This is a genomic window from Methanobrevibacter millerae (genome assembly GCF_001477655.1).
Taxonomy (GTDB): Archaea; Methanobacteriota; Methanobacteria; order Methanobacteriales; family Methanobacteriaceae; genus Methanocatella; species Methanocatella millerae_A.
This window is the reverse complement of record NZ_CP011266.1, coordinates 1613114-1630333: the sequence shown is the minus strand read 5'-3', so window position 1 is coordinate 1630333 and position 17220 is coordinate 1613114. Positions and strand designations below refer to the sequence as shown.

General features: G+C 34.2%; 17 protein-coding genes. 7 read left to right on the top strand and 10 right to left on the bottom strand.

Going from position 1 to position 17220, the window contains the following annotated elements; translation table 11 throughout:
- The first annotated feature begins 30 nt into the window (after positions 1-30).
- The 3 genes from SM9_RS07135 to SM9_RS07130 all read left to right on the top strand — a co-directional run bounded on the left by SM9_RS07135 (position 31) and on the right by SM9_RS07130 (position 2184).
- Positions 31-285 carry a hypothetical protein gene (locus tag SM9_RS07135; protein ID WP_058739487.1) on the top strand — a complete coding sequence of 85 codons (255 nt, stop codon included), beginning with the start codon at positions 31-33 and terminating at the stop codon, positions 283-285.
- 306 nt (positions 286-591) lie between these two features.
- Positions 592-768 carry a hypothetical protein gene (locus tag SM9_RS12030; RefSeq protein WP_157064702.1) on the top strand — a complete coding sequence of 59 codons (177 nt, stop codon included), beginning with the start codon at positions 592-594 and terminating at the stop codon, positions 766-768.
- Between the two features lie 27 nt (positions 769-795).
- Entirely contained in the window at positions 796-2184 is a 1389-nt protein-coding gene (locus SM9_RS07130) for a DHA2 family efflux MFS transporter permease subunit (RefSeq protein ID WP_198144352.1), read from the top strand.
- On the opposite strand, the gene SM9_RS07125 is transcribed toward SM9_RS07130, so the two are convergent.
- Entirely contained in the window at positions 2181-2339 is a 159-nt protein-coding gene (locus SM9_RS07125; RefSeq protein WP_157064701.1) for a hypothetical protein, read from the bottom strand. The genes SM9_RS07130 and SM9_RS07125 overlap by 4 nt on opposite strands.
- A gap of 689 nt (positions 2340-3028) precedes the next feature.
- Here SM9_RS07125 and SM9_RS07120 point away from each other — a divergent pair.
- Positions 3029-4228, top strand: a complete 1200-nt coding sequence (locus SM9_RS07120; RefSeq protein WP_058740327.1) for an ATP-binding protein — start codon at positions 3029-3031, stop codon at positions 4226-4228.
- A gap of 59 nt (positions 4229-4287) precedes the next feature.
- The gene (locus SM9_RS12500; RefSeq protein ID WP_269744781.1) at positions 4288-4422 is read left to right on the top strand and encodes a hypothetical protein; all 135 of its coding nucleotides are present in this window, start codon (positions 4288-4290) and stop codon (positions 4420-4422) included.
- Between the two features lie 77 nt (positions 4423-4499).
- On the opposite strand, the gene SM9_RS07115 is transcribed toward SM9_RS12500, so the two are convergent.
- Positions 4500-4886: a winged helix-turn-helix transcriptional regulator gene (locus SM9_RS07115; protein ID WP_058739484.1), complete on the bottom strand. Its 387-nt coding sequence runs from the start codon at positions 4884-4886 to the stop codon at positions 4500-4502.
- Positions 4887-4968: 82 nt separating this feature from the next.
- Between SM9_RS07115 and SM9_RS07110 the strand changes: the two genes are divergently transcribed.
- On the top strand, positions 4969-5814 hold the full coding sequence (locus tag SM9_RS07110) for a methanogenesis marker 8 protein (protein ID WP_058739483.1): 846 nt from the start codon (positions 4969-4971) through the stop codon (positions 5812-5814).
- A 403-nt stretch (positions 5815-6217) separates the two neighbouring features.
- On the opposite strand, the gene SM9_RS07105 is transcribed toward SM9_RS07110, so the two are convergent.
- From SM9_RS07105 to SM9_RS07070, 8 genes are all read right to left on the bottom strand, one after another.
- On the bottom strand, positions 6218-8860 hold the full coding sequence (locus SM9_RS07105; protein WP_058739482.1) for a PEP/pyruvate-binding domain-containing protein: 2643 nt from the start codon (positions 8858-8860) through the stop codon (positions 6218-6220).
- 51 nt (positions 8861-8911) lie between these two features.
- The gene (locus tag SM9_RS07100) at positions 8912-10399 is read right to left on the bottom strand and encodes a glutamate synthase-related protein (RefSeq protein WP_058739481.1); all 1488 of its coding nucleotides are present in this window, start codon (positions 10397-10399) and stop codon (positions 8912-8914) included.
- A complete protein-coding gene (locus SM9_RS07095; protein WP_058739480.1) occupies positions 10400-11473 on the bottom strand; it encodes a Coenzyme F420 hydrogenase/dehydrogenase, beta subunit C-terminal domain in 1074 nt (357 codons plus the stop codon).
- Positions 11474-11484: 11 nt separating this feature from the next.
- Positions 11485-12138, bottom strand: coding sequence for a GltB/FmdC/FwdC-like GXGXG domain-containing protein (locus SM9_RS07090; RefSeq protein WP_058739479.1), 654 nt, complete (start codon positions 12136-12138; stop codon positions 11485-11487).
- A gap of 15 nt (positions 12139-12153) precedes the next feature.
- Positions 12154-13071: a class II glutamine amidotransferase domain-containing protein gene (locus SM9_RS07085; RefSeq protein ID WP_058739478.1), complete on the bottom strand. Its 918-nt coding sequence runs from the start codon at positions 13069-13071 to the stop codon at positions 12154-12156.
- Between the two features lie 211 nt (positions 13072-13282).
- Positions 13283-14620: a type I glutamate--ammonia ligase gene (glnA, locus tag SM9_RS07080; protein WP_058739477.1), complete on the bottom strand. Its 1338-nt coding sequence runs from the start codon at positions 14618-14620 to the stop codon at positions 13283-13285.
- A 121-nt stretch (positions 14621-14741) separates the two neighbouring features.
- Positions 14742-15080: a P-II family nitrogen regulator gene (locus SM9_RS07075; RefSeq protein ID WP_058739476.1), complete on the bottom strand. Its 339-nt coding sequence runs from the start codon at positions 15078-15080 to the stop codon at positions 14742-14744.
- Between the two features lie 11 nt (positions 15081-15091).
- Positions 15092-16306: an ammonium transporter gene (locus tag SM9_RS07070; RefSeq protein WP_058739475.1), complete on the bottom strand. Its 1215-nt coding sequence runs from the start codon at positions 16304-16306 to the stop codon at positions 15092-15094.
- A 364-nt stretch (positions 16307-16670) separates the two neighbouring features.
- Between SM9_RS07070 and SM9_RS07065 the strand changes: the two genes are divergently transcribed.
- Positions 16671-16961 carry a hypothetical protein gene (locus tag SM9_RS07065; protein WP_058739474.1) on the top strand — a complete coding sequence of 97 codons (291 nt, stop codon included), beginning with the start codon at positions 16671-16673 and terminating at the stop codon, positions 16959-16961.
- The last annotated feature ends 259 nt before the right edge of the window (positions 16962-17220 follow it).

The window sequence follows — 17220 nt, the reverse complement described above, 5'->3', positions numbered from 1 at the left end:
ATAAATATATTAAATGGGAGATTGGATTTTATGAATGATATAATATTTAAAGACTGTGAATACCGTTATCTTGATGATAATGATGAATTATGCTGTAAAAACAAAAAAGGTAGCGACATTGGTTGTGATAACTGTCAGGAAAATATTCATTTAAACTGTGATAATTACAATCCAAAAAAAGATTTCTGCTTAAAATTCTTTAGAGATGGCATAAGTGAGTTAAAAGAATGTCAAGAAAAAACTGTATTTAATGACACTGACTTAAGCCGTAAATGGTCAAATTAGCTATAAAAGTAGCAACAAAGAGTTAATGTGGAAAAGTAGTATTCCACATAACACTTTAGATTTAATTTTATCTCCATGTTTTTATAATGAGAATGTCAAAAATATTATTACAATTTTAGTATTTAACTGTTGTGTGTATGTGTAGTAGCATCCCCAATTAGATTATAAATAACTTTTTTTATGGAATAAACTATCTGATTTTAGTTTATATTAGCTTATACTATCTACAGTTAATCAATTCAGAGTAGTTTCAAAATTTAAACATTATTTTATTTGATAATTTAATTTAATTGGAGGATATATGCTATGGAACGTAATGAAATACAGGGAGTAAATTTACTTAGGGCAAATCCGAAAATAGCCGTTAAAAAATTGGCATTGCCATTGACGCTGTCAATGATGGTGATTTCATTATATAACATCATCGATTCATTTTGGGTTGTAGCTCTTAAAATATTTAATGTAAATTTTATAAATTATTAATTGACAACAAATTATGGAACAATTATAATGGAATTTGAAAATAAAAGTGGATTAATAACTTTGATTATACTTATTATGGCTTCTGCAGTTACATTAATCTCACAAAGTATTGTAACAACAAGTTTGCCTTATTATATGGATGATTTTGCTGTATCTTCAGCAACTGCGCAATGGACATACTCAGTATTTCTGTTGGTGATTGGAGTAATGATTCCGCCAACTGCATATATTACAAAAAGATTTAAAATTAAAACAATATTGATAACATCACTCATTCTTTTTATCATTGGATCCCTGCTTTGTTTTTTATCAACAAACTTTGAAATGTTAATTGTTGGAAGAATCTTGGAAGCTATGGGAACTGGTATTTTAATGCCAATCGGTCAAATATTAATCTTTAGAATAATGCCTGAAGAAAAATGGGGATTTTTCATGGGATTAATGGGATTTCTTGTTGGAATTGTGCCTGCAATGGGACCTACAATCGGCGGAATTATAATTGACTTATTTAATTGGAGAGTTATTTTTGAATTTTTAGCGATAATAACTGTAGTAATTCTAGTTTTATCAATACTCCTTGCAAACTTTGAACTTGAAACCCAAAATTATCCTTTGGATTTCCCATCATTGATATTGTCAATAATATTCTGTGTAGGGTTGATGATAGGATTTTCAAATATTGCAGAGTTTGGATTCAGCTTTATTCATGTGATTTTACCAATAATCATTGGAATATTGACATTAATAATATTTGTTAAACGTCAAAACAAAATTGAAAATCCGCTTGTTAACTTAATAGTACTGAAAAATAAATATTTTGTATATGGGACTGTTTTTGCAGCATTGCTATACTTTATGATGTGTGGAATCAATGTAATGGTGCCGTTGTTTGTACAAAATGTTGCATATTACTCTCCAACAGAATCCGGACTCATATTGTTCCCTGCAGCAATAATCATGATTGTGTTCAATTTCATAAGCCCTATAATGGCTGATAAGATTGGAATAAAGCCAGTTTTAATAGCCTCATCAATTATGAATATTATTGGATTTGCTTGTATGATGACTTATAACATGAATTCCACTTTCGAATATCTGTTGGCTACTCAGTTAATCCGGGGAATCGGCTGTGGGCTTGGTTTATCACCTGCAATTACTTGGGCAATGAGTGTTGTTGCAGGTGATGTTGAGGATGCAACTGCAGTCAACAATACCACAAGGCAGGTTGTAGGAGCTATTGGATCATCAGTTACAGTTGTGATAATGCAGATATTGGCAAATGGAAAAATTACTCATAATCAGTTTTCCGTTAATTCATTTAGTATGACTTCATTAATGATGATAATAATAACTGTGGTCTTGTTAATAATAACAATTCTGTTTATAAAAAATAAAAATGACATTGTGGATGATTAACAGTGACTGGATATTGTTCCAAATATTTCTGCTATGACTTTTTGACTTGACCATAATGTTTCATTTCCAGTTATAAACTCAGTTTCTATAGTGATGTTATAAATGAAGTTCAAGAACCAAGCTATATTGATGGGCAGCAAAATTGATTTAATCATTCTTTTTAGGGAGTTAAAAAAAAGTAGATGTGATGGGATTCGAACCCACGCAGCACTAAGCAAATGACCCTGAATCATCCTCCTTTGACCACTCGGACACACATCTATATAAAATTTAATATCCTAGACTTCAGCCTAATGATATATTATATTATTATTTATATTTGTATTTTTATAAAAGTTTTTGAAAGAGACTATTTTAATATTGTGGCATTATATTTTAAGAGCAATATTTGTTCGTTAACTATGAGGCAAAATCTGACTAAAATGCAGGTGATGATTTTCATACTTTTTAATCATGTTTTCTTCGCAATATAGAAACAAAATTTCAATTTTTAGTAGATAATTTCTATGCTGTTATGCCAGCAACAAGATGAATCTGACCAAAATGAATCAAAAATTACATGATCAAGATTTTCCTTTATTGATTGGTGATGTTAATGTTGGTGAAGTTGTAAAATAGGTTAGGGAATCTAGTTTTATTGATACACAACAAGATTCATTTGATTAGTGTATTTCCATATCTATATTTTAATTTCATTTACTTGAAATATATATTCTAATTTTCATATTAATTTTCATTTAACTGAAAATAATATTGATTTTATTATTTACTTTTTAATATACTGAAAACTTTATATTATATTTGTGATAAAATAATAATTATAAAAAGATGTGTGGTTTTAATGATTATCCAAAGAAAAGATTATATTGATAAAATCAATCCTTTTGTAAATAAACATATTATTAAAGTTTTAATTGGAACAAGACGTTCCGGCAAGTCAACCATATTAAAACAAATTATTGATTCATTAATAAAACAAGGAATCCCAAAGGAGAATATTGTTTGGATGAACTTTGAATTAAGTGATTATTTTGAAATTGATAATATTAAAAAGCTTGAAGAGTTTATATCTCATAAAACTGAAAATATTGACGGTAAGATTTATCTATTTTTTGATGAGATACAGGTTGTTCCCCAATGGGAAAAATTAATCAATTCTTACTTTGCAAAAGAAAATTATGACATATATATTACTGGATCAAACTCAAAATTACTGTCCGGGGAATTTGCCACATATTTATCCGGCCGCTATGTGGAATTAAACATATATCCATTTTCTTTTAGGGAATATCTTGATTACTATGAAATTACATCTGATTTTAAATCTCATTTTTACAGATATTTGGAAGATGGAGGTATGCCTTCAACATTTGACTATAATGGTGAGGATAAAAGATTAATTCTAATTGATTTATACAATTCCATTGTCCTTAAAGATATAATTCAAAGAAATAATGTTAAAAATGTTGACCTGTTGGATAGGATTATAAGATTTGTAATGTATAATATTAGCCAGCCCTTTTCTGCAAATAAAATTCATAAAAGACTAAAGCAGGATATGGTAAGCTTATCTGTAAATACAATTTACAATTATCTGAAATACTTTGAAAACGCATGTCTGATTTATCAACTAAAGCGTGAAGATTTACAGGGTAAAAGAATATTGAAATATGATGAAAAATATTATCTATGTGATTTGGGTTTTAGACAAGCAATAATAGGAAACAATCAAAGGGATATCACTCGTGTAATCGAAAATATTGTTTATTTGGAACTTTTAAGAAGAGGATATGAAATCACCATGGGTAAAGTTGATAACTTGGAAGTGGATTTTGTATGCAAAAAACAAAATAAACTCATTTATATTCAAGTTTCTTATTTATTGGCAAGTGAAGAAACTATTGAAAGAGAATTTAAACCATTAAAGAAGATTTCAGATAATTATCCGAAATATGTAATAACTATGGATGATGTGGATATGTCTCATGAGGGAATCATTCATTTGAATTTAATTGATTTTTTAATGGATAATGAAATGATTTAGCATAGTTGAATTTCACTAAAAGTAGTAGATAATTTAAAGTGTGTTATGCCAACGCCAACATGAAACTGGTCAAAAAGAACCAGAAGTTGCACAATCCTGATTCACCGTTGCTGATTGGGGAAGTTAAAGAGGGTGATGTTGTAAAGGAAGTTGATGAACCTAGTTATATTGATCCACAAGTTAGGTTGTTCTAAAAGTATTTTTTTATACATGTTCTTTTTATTCGGCGGCAAATTCGCAAGTAAAAATCAGTAACCGATTAAATAATAATTTAATCATTGATTTTAAAAAGTGTTTCATATTCATTTAATAATTCTTCTTTTTGTTTTTCAGATAAATTTCCACTGTTTACCTCATTAATGCCATATTCCAGCATATTATATAGAATTTTATTTAAATTGAATCCTTTTTGTGTTAGTGAATATTCCGTTTTGATGTCATTTTCAAAAACTTGTTTCGTAATTAAATCATTGTCTTCCATGAATTTGAGTGTGTCTGTCAATACTCTGTTACTTAATGTTTTTTCTTCTAAAAATTCGCTGAATTGTTTTTTTCCTAAAAATATGTCTCTAATGATAAATATCACCCATTTTTTGGATATTAATTTTAAGGTATCATCAATAGGGCAATTGTCATCATAATCTTTGATTTTTTTCATCTTTTTTTACCTGCTGGTGAGTTTTTCCTTACAAAATCTATTTAAAAAGCATTGTATATAACATTTGTTATCTGGTGATTGTATGAATGATAGACATGTAATTGAAGCATTAGGAAAAGCCGAAGTCGTAATAGAAAATGGAAAAATAACTTACATTGGAGAACCGGTAGTTGATTACTGTTCCATATTTGACAATGGTCAGCATAAAGGTGATTTGACAAAAGAATTTATTAAATCCAATATTGAAAAAAGAATTGATGAATTTGGAATGTGCACTCCTCAAAGATCAATTGATGTTGAAGACACAATGAGTTTTGGGACCAGCGAAACATTAAAAACCAATATGATTAAGGGCAATATTGATTGTGTAGTTGGAGCATGCGAAGGAGTCGGAACATTGCTTATTAATGATGCAGAAATTGTTCAGGGAGTGGGGGGAAGAGTTTCAGCATTGATAAGCACTACTCCAATCAAAGAAGTGATGGAGAAAGTTGGGAGAGAAAATGTTTTAAATCCTGAAACTGCAGAGTTAAATCCATTAAAAGGTCTTGAAATGGCAATTGAAAGAGGATATAAAAACATTGCAATAACAATTATTCCAACAGAAATGGTTAAGGATTTAAGGCAATATCCAAAACCGGATGATGTCAACATTTATATTTTTGTAGCACATACAACCAATGTTTCCAAAAAGGAAGCAGAAATGTTATTCGATTATGCTGATGTGATTTCAGGATGCTCATCTATAAACATGAGGCAAACAGCTGAAGAGAGAAAGCCATATTATTCTGGAAAAAAAGTTCCATTGTATGCAGTATCTGAAAATGGAAAAAAATTGCTCAATGAAAGATTGGAATATATTGGATATGAATTATGTGAAAAAAAGTATCCTCAGGATTTCACTCAAAGTCCAAAACCATTAATCTAATTTTTTTAATTTTTTCCATTCATGTTCTTCACTTTGATGTAGTTGATAATATTACTTCACATGAATGAAGCATTATTTTAAATGAAGAATAAATTTCAACTTCATGAATGAATTGATAAAATTGGTTGTCAATTGATGGAATATGGTCGCTTTTACTTATGAAACAAAATTTGCTAAAACATTGAATATGATATTTTCTATTTTTTTTGCATTATTGAAATGATTCAGTGAAGTACTAAAAAGAGTTTAAAATTAAATTTCATGTGAAAAACAACCCTATTGATTAATAGGGTCATTAATCACATCGAATTTTGTCATACATTTTATTTTATTTGACTGTGCAAATAAAAAGGCATATGTCCCACCCACCTGCCCTAAATATCCTCATATAACTGTTTTAAAGTTATTTGAAGATACACATTGTTTCATCTTTGTTCATGTCATGATATAACTCCGCTTTATCTTTGTCAAAGTCAATGACCTGTATCATATCATATATTTCATCATTCAAATTGGGATTGATGTCATTTAGGATATTTGGATAGTCAAAAATCATGTCCCTGTTGAATTCGATTCTTTTTTCATTTTCAAAGAGTGCTCCATAGTATATTTCTGCTTCTACTAAATCCTGGAACATATGGCTTCCAAAAGAAAGCTCAGGCATATATCCGACATCACTGTAGGCTTCCTCAAGAATTGCTGTGAAATGGCTGATATCTGCAAATACCACTGGAATGCCTAATTCTGGGGAAGAAGTTCCTATTCTTCCTGGAACTATTAAGAGGGCAGTTTTGTCATTGTTCTTACAGTAGGCATTTACGTCGCTTATTATGCGTGACAGTGAGCTTTTTTGTGCATAAGGATATTCATAGTACTTATGAGGATCAACATAGCATATGATGTCGATTTCACTTTTTCTTGACATACCCATTGAGGATTCCTTGATATGGAAGAAGACATTTTGATTCTCAGGCATCTCAATGGCTTCATTATTGACTGAAACCTGAAGTGGACGGCACTGTAAGAGATTTATATTGAATGATTTGTTCTCTCCTACATTTACTGTATATTCAATGTCAACCGGATAGTCGTAAGCGATCTCTAATGTATTCAGGATCCTTTTCATCACATCGATGAACTCATGATTTTTAACGATTCCCTCACAGTTGACGAAGACTATTTCCCTAGGCTGGCCACGGTCACGAAACATTCTCTCTGCCTCACGGTCATGCTCAACCATAACGTTTTTGGAATATCTTGGAATCACGTCAAGTCCCTCATCAATAGGAATGTCATGGAGACTGATGTTTTTAAGGTCAATTACATCAAGATAATGTTGGGAATACCTGTGTTTTTCCTTAATGTCTTTAGTCATGGTTACTTCAGGCTTGTCAAGATTGACGATTCTAGGATAATCCTTTTTTGTCCGATCTACTGCCTTTGTACCAAGACCCATTACAAGTCTCAGCATTCCTTTGCTGTTGTCCATGTTCGGAAGAGGTGAATAGGGGCTATATGAGAATCCCACTCCTGCTGCAGTCGGGAAGAGATAGTCGCCGTGGTATGAACCGGAAACCCTTTGAACCAGAAGACCCATCTGCTCATCAGTGTCGTCCAAATCATTTAGCTTCCTGTACTCCAAAGCGGAAATGTTCATTGTACTTGAGTATACAATCTTCACGGCCTCTTCAAATGCGGCAAGACGTTCTTCAAGGCTACCTCTATTAACACAGAACACAGATTCGTATTTTCCTGCAAATGCATTTCCATATCCATCTTCAAGAAAACTGCTTGACCTTACAATTATAGGGTTCTGTCCGAAATAATCAAGAATATGGATGAATTCCTTTTTGATTTCATCTGAAAAAACACCGTTTTTAAGAGCTTCTTCTAGCTCTTTACCGTATTTATAGTAACCCTCCTTGGTTCTCTGTTTTACCCTAAGGTCCCATAAGTCATTTGAAACAATGTATGTGTAGAATAAATCAGTGCCGATGTAAAAGGAGTCGTCCGGTTCAAAAATGTCATTGTAGATATCTGGACAGTTCTTTTCAATTATTTTTCTTGCAAGCAGCATTCCGCAGGTTTTACCTCCAACAAGTCCACTACCTACACGTCGGTCGTAAATAGTGATATAATCTTCAAAGGTGAAATATTCCTTGATTTTGGAAAGCATCTTTTCATCTTTTGTCATCATCAGCTCACAGATTTTGTCGCATTCATCATCGATGTTTTCGCCTTCATCATGTTTCCTTCGAACTTCAATCATATACCTTTCCCAGCTGTCAAGGGTTCGTCCATCCTGATACTTGTTGGAATTAATCGTTTTATAGTATTTGCTTACTTCTTGACCATCCTGAAGAACTTTAACGAAACCGGTCTGCGGATTGAACTTATGTCCAAGAAACATGGTCTGAGAATACCTGTTCCACACTTTTAGAGGGGTTACGTAAACCTCTTCGGGGGAATTTGAGTATACATTCAGAAATAGTTGTGTGGTTTCACGGATTTTAGCTATTGCATCATATGAATGTCTTCCACGAATGATTGGGAAAAATGCCACGGTATCAAGATCAAATAAGAATGGGCATGTTACCTTGAAGAAATTACCCATCATCAAATCTGTTGACCAGACTGCCTGAAGGTCGCTTAGACAGTCGAAAACATAGAATGCATCGTATCCTTCCTTTTCTATGATTCTGTGAACTTCCAGAGTGAATGTTTCAAACTGGTTATATGGATTTACCATATAAATTTTAATCCCGTCACGTTCAATCATGCAAAACTCAGTGTTCGGATTATTCTCTTCTTTTTTAAGCAATATTAAATCTTCTTCTGTCATTTCTATTAATGGGGGGTGAGTTGCAAACCTGATATATATTAAGTTCCTGTTATCTTTTTTGGCCTGTTTCACATAGGGATTGACAAAGTAGGAAAATTCGTTTAGATTTGTAACGTTCCACACTACATTGTCCCCTAAACGAATATTGTCTAAAGCTTTATCAAGTCCCGGAATTCCTGATTTCACTCTATCAAATGCTGCCATATTGATATCTCCTAATTGTTATTTAATTTTTAAAACTATTTTAAGCAAATTTTAATATTTTTTACTCACCATTGGTACTCCTGTCAGTTGTGAAGCTTCCATAGTCAATGCAACAAGATCCTGACGTTCAAGATTTTCTATATCTGTGTTTCCAGCTTGCTGTGTCAGAGCGGTTACTTCCTGCGTCATTGCTTCAATATAGTTTGCAACCTGCTGGCCTTTCCTTATAGGATCCAGTCTTCTTCTGAGCACCCTGTCCTGTGTTGCAATTCCTTTCGGACAGATGCCTTCAGAACAGCTTTGACAGACTTTACACCCTATTGAGATTAATGCGGAGGTAGCAATATACACTGCATCTGCACCTAAAGCTATTGCTTTTGCAACATCTGCTCCAGACCTTATTCCACCAGCCGCCACAAGGCTGACTTCACTTCTTAAGTTTATCTCTTTAAGTGCATCATCAGCTTTAACTATGGCTTCGATTGTAGGAATTCCCGCATGTTCCGTGACCACTTCAGGTCCGGCCCCGGTTCCTCCCTGCATGCCGTCAACCACAATTATGTCAGCACCAGCCTTTGCGGCGATTTTCACATCCTGTTCCACTCTTCCTGATGCGAATTTCACAATGATTGGTATTTTCCAGTCTGTAATTTCCCTTAACTGATTGATTTTCATGCCTAAATCCTCCGGTCCGACAATGTCCATATGTCTTGCAGGACTTAAGGCAGATGTTCCTTCAGGAATATTTCTGACTCTTGCAACTTCTGCAGTTACCTTGTGGGAAAGCAGATGTCCTCCCATACCTGATTTTGCACCTTGACCTATTTTTATTTCAACAGCTTCTGCGCTGTTTAAGTATTCGGCGGATACGCCAAAACGGCCTGATGCATATTGTGCAATCAGTTTGTCTGCATGTTGCCTTTCTTCCGGAAGCATTCCTCCTTCACCAGTATTGGCTATTGAGCCCACTTTGCTGCTTCCTATGGCCAATGCAATTTTAGCTTCCTTACTTAATGCACCAAATGACATTGCCCCAATCATGATTGGAGTATCAATTTCAATTGGATTTTCTGCAAATCTGTCTCCAAGTACTACTGAGGTCTTGCAGGTTTCCCGGTATGAGTCTATTGGTGGCCTTGACACTTGTGCAGGCAATATGCTCAAATCGTCAAATGTAGGGATTTTTCTTGTCAGTCCGCAACCTCTAACCTTATATGATCCTGACTGGCTTTTCCGTTTGATTTCAACCATTGTTGAATTTGACCAGACTCCTCTTCCCTCGTCAACGAGAGGCCTGACATATATTGCATGTGTCGGACACATTTCCTCACAGATTTTGCACCCTACACAGTTTTCCTGATGAATTGGAAGTGGTTCGTCATTAATTACTTCATAAACATTGTGAGGGCAGTTTGAATAGCAGCTGTAACAGTTTTTACATGCGGTTTTGTTTGGATTGTCACATAAATACCAGCAGCAGCCTGGCCTGTCATTACTCTGTTTACAAATTTCTATTTTTCTCTCAACAGTAAATGACACTTAATTCACCTCCTCTTTAAGGTCTTTCAGTGGTTTAAATACTGGACAAACTGAATATTTTGTCCCTCCGGATTTGATGATTTCATCAATTTTTCCAGTTAGTTTAGCATAAGGTTTCCATGCCAGATAGTCCTCCTTATCCACAATAAGTGCTTCTGTCACAATATTATTTGTCAGCAGATAATCCAGGATTGTTGTAACGATGGATCCGTCCTGACCCTGTGTGTGTTTTAAGGATTTCACTGTCATTACTTTTATGTAATCGCCAATTGCTTTTGAATTGTCGTTTCGCAGATCTTCCGGTATGAAAGTCCTGGGGCAGACTGTAAAGCATGTATTACAGTTTTGTGGACATTCTCCTTTCGTTATAGGTTTTGTATCATCAATTTTTATCAGATTGTCTTGACATGCATATTCACATGCTCCGCAAAGCACACATGCCCCAATGTCAATAACATTGGATTTCAAATCTATGAACTGTGCCTCTGCGAGTTCTTTGGCGATAGAATCGTCTGATTTGTTTCTTTGGTACAGCACAGGACGTGCCAGGAATTCCCTTCTTTCAATGTTTTCCAGATTCTTTTTTATTTTGCTTTCTGCAATTTTGTTCAATAATTTGAATTGTGGCTCTTCAAGCTCTTTTGATTCTATGAATTTCTCTTCTATTGCACCATTAATTATTTCCTCGCCTTTTTCGGTTCTGATTATTACAGTTGACCATCCGTCCTGTGATCCGATGGAACCTATTGAGATATCTGATGTTTCTGAGGTTAGCTCAACACAGATATTACAATTTTTCCTTATTATCCTTTTTGCTATGGACAATGGTATTTTAACTGTTTCTTTTGTTTTTAATAATAGGAATATGAATCCTTTCTCGATTTGGAATTTTTCAATGTCTTCCATTTTCAAATCATACTCTTTCAAGAGGTTTTCAAAGTATTTATATGAAAAATTCTCCATACAGAATAAGCCCAGCTTAACATCAATAGGGCTATTGATATAGTGCTGCAGTTTTGATGCAGCCATAATTTCACACGGTGTTCCAACCATGGCTATTTTATGTTCGCTCATTTTTTTAGCTCCTATTGCATATTAACGATTTTTTTAAAATTCGCATAATCGTCATCACTTAAATCAAAATCATATTCTTCTAAAATCTCTTTTAAATCGTTTTGGTCTTCAAGTGTGATTTCCTCAATAACTGCATTTTTTCCAAGGCTTTTAACATCTCCAAGAACATATATGCTTCCTCTCATAATAGATTCGCCGACATCATCGGTCACATCACCAAGTATTATGAGTCTTCCTCCCATCATAAGCAATCCTGTCATATATCCGCTGTTTCCGCCGATTATTACAGTTCCTCCTTTCATGATTTCTCCAGTTCTTGAACCGGTGTTTCCTTTCACAATTACTGTTCCGCCATAAATTCCTTGTCCGGCACCGTCACCTGCAGTGCCTTCAATAATCAGTTCTCCTTGGGTCATATTGTCTCCGGCGAACCACCCTGAATTTCCGTTGATGTGTATTTTTGGTCCGTTGACCATTGTTCCAACGAAGTAACCTGCAGAGCCGTTGATTTCTATATCTGCATCTTCAGTTAATCCTGCACAGATATTATGTCTTGAATCGGGATTGTTAATAACGAGCTTGTCATGAGATGCTGCCATTTCTTTTATGGTACGGTTCAACTGTTTTTCATCCATATAATTTGCATCAATAACATATTCTTTCATGATAAAAACTCCTTATTAGATAGTGTAGGCTCTTGTTTCGCCAGGAGCAATCTGCTCTATTTCATCTGAATCAACAACATCATGCAATGCCATTTCCTCTGAAGCTATTGCAAAAATATCTTCATTTTCCACCATTACTCCTGGCCTAAGTCCAAGTTTGTCTTTTGCTATGCCTATTCCATTTGGTGTTCCAACTAATATTGAAAACGGACCGTCCAGGTCAATCACTGCTTGGTCTAGTGCTTCCTCTAATTTATAGCCCTGATCAAGTTTATCCGCCATATAATGCACAATGCATTCTGTATCATTGAATGATTCGAAAGTATGTCCTTTTCTCTCTAAAGGATCTCTTATTTTCCAGTAATTGGTAATTTGCCCATTGTGCACGACGGTTATGTCAGGTATGATGTAGCTTTGGTATGGGTGTGCATGATAGCGATCCACGCCACTTTCTGTTGCAAAACGGGTATGTCCTATCCCATGTGTTCCCATTCTGCTTGAAACATCAAATCTCTCTGCAATGTCTTTTACTTTTCCGATGTCCTTTATCATTTCAAATGAGTGTGAACCGTTGATGACATTCACGTTTTCCAGCTCATCAATTTCTCTGATGCATGGCTGGAGGAGAGAATATTCATCCAATGCTATTTTACATTTGTATACGTCGGAATCCCCAACGGAACCTACCAATTGTTCCTTATAGATGGGGCTTATCTGGTTTAATAATGATTTTAAATTATCTAATGTGCCTTTTCTTCTTTTCACTTCAATATTTAATTGATAATAATTTTCAGGAAAATTTAAACTACCGTAGATTGCATATCCTGCTGAATCAGGTCCCCTATGCTGCAGGGATTCCAACATTGATGTTAGTGCATCTCCTACGGGGTGTGTTTTTTTATCCTTATAAATTACGCCTGCTATTCCACACATCTTATGCCTCCAAATAAAATAAATGTATTTCCGTTTCAATTCATCATATGCTTAATGATTAGATAATTCTAAAGTTACGATATGCCTTATTTCACTTTAACTTTACATATGCCTTTGAATAACAATTCAAATTTTTTTGCTTAAAACCTCCAAAAATTAAAGGTGGTTGGATCAAAGGAAATGAATTCCTTATTTCAACCAATAATCAGTTTCACACATTCAGATATTCATCCCTTTCAAAATCGAATACCTGTATCCTGTAAGCATCCCATTCAGCTCTTTTGATATTGTAGAACTGATTGAATACTTTTTCTCCAAGAGCGTTTTTAACCACATCATCTTCTTCTAATGCATGGTATGCTTCCCAGAGACTTGTTGGCAAGCTGCTGATTCCTTTTTCTACAATTTCCTCTTCAGTATATGCAAAGAGGTTTTCTTCAGTCGGTTCGCCAGGGTCTATTTTGTTGTTCATACCGTCAAGACCTGCTTCAAGTAATACTGCAAACGCCAAGTATGGATTACATGATGGGTCAGCGGATCTGCATTCGATTCTTGTACCTAATCCACGTGATGCAGGAATTCTTAATAATGTTGACCTGTTTTTAAATCCGTAAGCTATGTAGCATGGTGCTTCATAACCTGGCACTAGACGTTTGTAGGAGTTGACTGTTGGGGATAATATTGATGACAATGCAGGTGCATGTTTTAATAATCCTCCGATGAAGTACAACGCTTCCTGTGATATTTGATTTTCAGTATCAGGGTCATAAAAGATGTTTTTTCCATCTTTGAATAGGCTCTGATTACAGTGCATTCCGCTTCCGTTAATTCCTATGAATGGTTTTGGCATGAATGTTGCCTTAAATCCTAAATTATGCACTACTGCTTTTACAGCTTCTTTAAATGTTATTACTGCATCAGCAGTTTTTAAAGCATCTGCATATTTAAAGTCAACTTCGTGCTGTCCTTCTGCTACTTCGTGGTGACTTACTTCAACATCGAAACCTAACTCTTCTAAACCGAACACGATTTCCCTTCTGATGTCGGTACCTTGGTCTAATGGTTCAACATCAAAATAATCAGCTTCGTCTGCCGGCATGTAATTGCCATTTTCATCTTTTTTTATAATGAAAAATTCCGGTTCAGGGCCCATGTTAAACTCGTATCCTTTTTTCTCAGCTAATTTCAATGATTTTTTAAGTACTCCCCTAGGGTCTCCATCATATGGTTTTCCGTCTGTTGTGTAAATGTCGCATATGAATCTGCTGGTTCCTTTTGATTCAGGTCTCCATGGAATTGTGGAAAATGTGTTGATATCAGGTTTTGCAAGTAAGTCACTGTCATTAATTGAAGCTAATCCTGCTATTGATGATCCGTCAAACAATAATCCGTCATTTACAATATCTTCAACATCATCAGCTTTTTTAAGTGGCACTGCCATGCTTTTCGGCAATCCATGTATATCCCTTAATTCTAATTTCAAAAATTTTATATCGTTTTCTTCAATTGTTTTAATGATTTGGTCTAATTTGCTATCTTTTTCGGACATTATAACACCTTTTTTTAATGATTTTTGGAGTAGTTTTAAAAATAATCAATAATATAAAAATTTATTAGGCGGATATCAAATGATATTCCGCCTGTGATTGGTTTTAAGCAGGGAAATGGGACTACACGGCACCATCCCCCTCTTCGCCGGTTCTGATTCTTATTACATTATCCACAGATTGGATGAATATTTTCCCATCACCTATGTTTCCTGTGAATGCGCCTTTTTTAATAGCATCAATAATCAAATCAAGCCCTTCATCTTTTACAACAACTTCTACTCGTGTTTTTGGAATCAAGTCAATACAATAATTTGACCCCCTATAGGATTCCCTAATTCCTCTTTGTGATCCTCTTCCTTTGACTTCAGAGACTGTCATTCCTTCGCATCCAACCTCAACTAATGATTTTTTAACATCTTCAAATTTTTCCTGTCTTATGATTGCAATAACTCGTTTCAATCTCATTCCTCCTAGTTAAAGTTATATGCAGATTCTTTGTGAAGATTTGAATCCAGACCTCCAATTTCTTCACTTTCTTCAACTCTTATACTGTTTAAGGATTTATCTAATATTTTAGCTATGATATAACTCACTGCAAATGCATAAATCATTGTTGCAATTACACTTATAATTTGAATCAATACTTGGTTTGGGTTTCCTGCAATAAGACCTGCAACTCCTCCTACTGATGGAACTGCAAAAATACCTGTTGCTATTGCTCCCCATACTCCGGACATTCCATGTATTCCCCATACATCCAATGCATCATCATAACCAAGTTTAGGTTTTAAATAATTAATTGAATAATATGAGATTATTGGAGCTACTGCACCAATGAACAATGCGCCGAATACATCAACAAAACCTGCTGCGGGTGTAATTCCAACAAGACCTGCCACCGCACCGGAAATTGCACCTAAAACTGTTGGTTTTCCAATTTTGAATGTATCAATTATAGTCCAGACAATCAATCCCATTGCCGCTGCAACATTGGACACGATTATCGCATTCGCTGCAAGTCCGTCAGCGGCAAGTCCTGATCCTCCATTGAATCCCATCCATCCAAACCAAAGTAATGCAGCACCAAGCACTGCATAACCTAAGTTATGAGGAATTAATGAAGAATTTTTTCTTTTTCCAAGTACTAGAGCAACTGCTAGAGCAGATATTCCTGAATTAATGTGAACGACTGCACCTCCTGCAAAATCAAGTGCACCCATCTGCATCAGCCATCCTCCTCCCCATACCCAGTGGGCAATGGGAACATATACAAGACACGCCCAAAGCGGAACAAAAATAACCCAGGCTTTTGTCTTCATCCTTCCAACCAATGCTCCAGACATTATTGCGCATGTAAGTCCTGCAAATGCGCATTGGAACATTACAAACAGTAATGTTGGAATTGTACCATTTAAATCATCTAAGCCAATGCCTTGCAAAAAGAAATTCGCCGGCTGGCCTATAAAACCATAAATATCGCTTCCAAATGCAAATTGATAACCGAAGATTACCCATATCACACTAATGATGGAAAATGCGATGAAAGTTAAAAAAATTGTATTTAAAACATTCTTTCTTTTACTTAATCCTCCGTAAAAAAATGCTACTGCTGGAATACTCATCAATAATACAAGTAATGTACAAATAAGAACCCAAGCAGTATCACCTGCACTAAATAAAACCATTGTATCTTATCTCTATTATTTTTTTATTTTTCGGAAATATATTACCGGAAGTATCATTCCGACAAGTTATAATTTATTTTTATCATTTATAAAACTTTCTAAAAATAATTAAAAATATGGTATTAATTCAAATGTAAGTTAAATATTGTTTATTTTATTTTAAAAAATAAGTGTCTTTGAATAGTTAGGGTGCTAGATTTTTTCACTTAAGAAACTAGCATAAATTCTTTATTTTTTATATTTCTAAATGAATTTATAGTCTATTCTTTATGGTGTTGTTCAATATTCAATTAAATTAAAAATTGTCAGCTTTAATGGTGATGGTTGGACTAAATTCGGAGATGAATTTGTCTATGCGGGTAGTTTGGCTCCACAAGAATATACTAGTTTTACTGTAGTATTTAATGCTGCTATTGCAGGAAATGTTACTAATGTGGTTATTGCAGGATCCAATATGACTGGAAATGTAACAAATAGTTGTGATGCTGAGATAGTTAATAAAACAGAACCTACTCCAGGTTCTACTCCGGAACCTACTCCTAAACATGATGAACCTGTAACACAATATGCAGATAAACATGCAACTGGTAACCCAATAATCTTGTTGTTATTGGTTATCATGGGTACTATACCTATAAGAATACGCAAAAAATAAAACTAAAAATTTTGGGAGTTTTAAACTCCCTCTACTAATTTTTTTTAAAATTAAAAACATTTTTTTTAATTGAAAACAATATTAATTTTATTGCTTACTTTTTTTATATAAAAAACTATATATGGTAATTTTAATTATCCATTATGATTCTAAACCCAACACTAGAAAGAATATGAAATTATACAAAAAATTAATAATTTCCTGCACGAAATCCCCGAATAAATCCACGAAAAAACAGAAAAAATTCAACTTGAACTAC

What these genes read in the sequence shown, in the direction of transcription:
- SM9_RS07095 (WP_058739480.1), bottom strand. Translation starts at nt 11,473, where the DNA reads ATGAGCGAACATAAAATAGCCATGGTTGGAACACCGTGTGAAATTATG.
- SM9_RS07085 (WP_058739478.1), bottom strand. Translation starts at nt 13,071, where the DNA reads ATGTGTGGAATAGCAGGCGTAATTTATAAGGATAAAAAAACACACCCC.
- SM9_RS12500 (WP_269744781.1), top strand. Translation starts at nt 4,288, where the DNA reads ATGAAACTGGTCAAAAAGAACCAGAAGTTGCACAATCCTGATTCACCG.
- SM9_RS07135 (WP_058739487.1), top strand. Translation starts at nt 31, where the DNA reads ATGAATGATATAATATTTAAAGACTGTGAATACCGTTATCTTGATGAT.
- SM9_RS07090 (WP_058739479.1), bottom strand. Translation starts at nt 12,138, where the DNA reads ATGAAAGAATATGTTATTGATGCAAATTATATGGATGAAAAACAGTTG.
- SM9_RS12030 (WP_157064702.1), top strand. Translation starts at nt 592, where the DNA reads ATGGAACGTAATGAAATACAGGGAGTAAATTTACTTAGGGCAAATCCG.
- SM9_RS07070 (WP_058739475.1), bottom strand. Translation starts at nt 16,306, where the DNA reads ATGGTTTTATTTAGTGCAGGTGATACTGCTTGGGTTCTTATTTGTACA.
- SM9_RS07110 (WP_058739483.1), top strand. Translation starts at nt 4,969, where the DNA reads ATGAATGATAGACATGTAATTGAAGCATTAGGAAAAGCCGAAGTCGTA.
- SM9_RS07115 (WP_058739484.1), bottom strand. Translation starts at nt 4,886, where the DNA reads ATGAAAAAAATCAAAGATTATGATGACAATTGCCCTATTGATGATACC.
- glnA (WP_058739477.1), bottom strand. Translation starts at nt 14,620, where the DNA reads ATGTCCGAAAAAGATAGCAAATTAGACCAAATCATTAAAACAATTGAA.
- SM9_RS07130 (WP_198144352.1), top strand. Translation starts at nt 796, where the DNA reads ATGGAATTTGAAAATAAAAGTGGATTAATAACTTTGATTATACTTATT.
- SM9_RS07125 (WP_157064701.1), bottom strand. Translation starts at nt 2,339, where the DNA reads ATGATTAAATCAATTTTGCTGCCCATCAATATAGCTTGGTTCTTGAAC.
- SM9_RS07105 (WP_058739482.1), bottom strand. Translation starts at nt 8,860, where the DNA reads ATGGCAGCATTTGATAGAGTGAAATCAGGAATTCCGGGACTTGATAAA.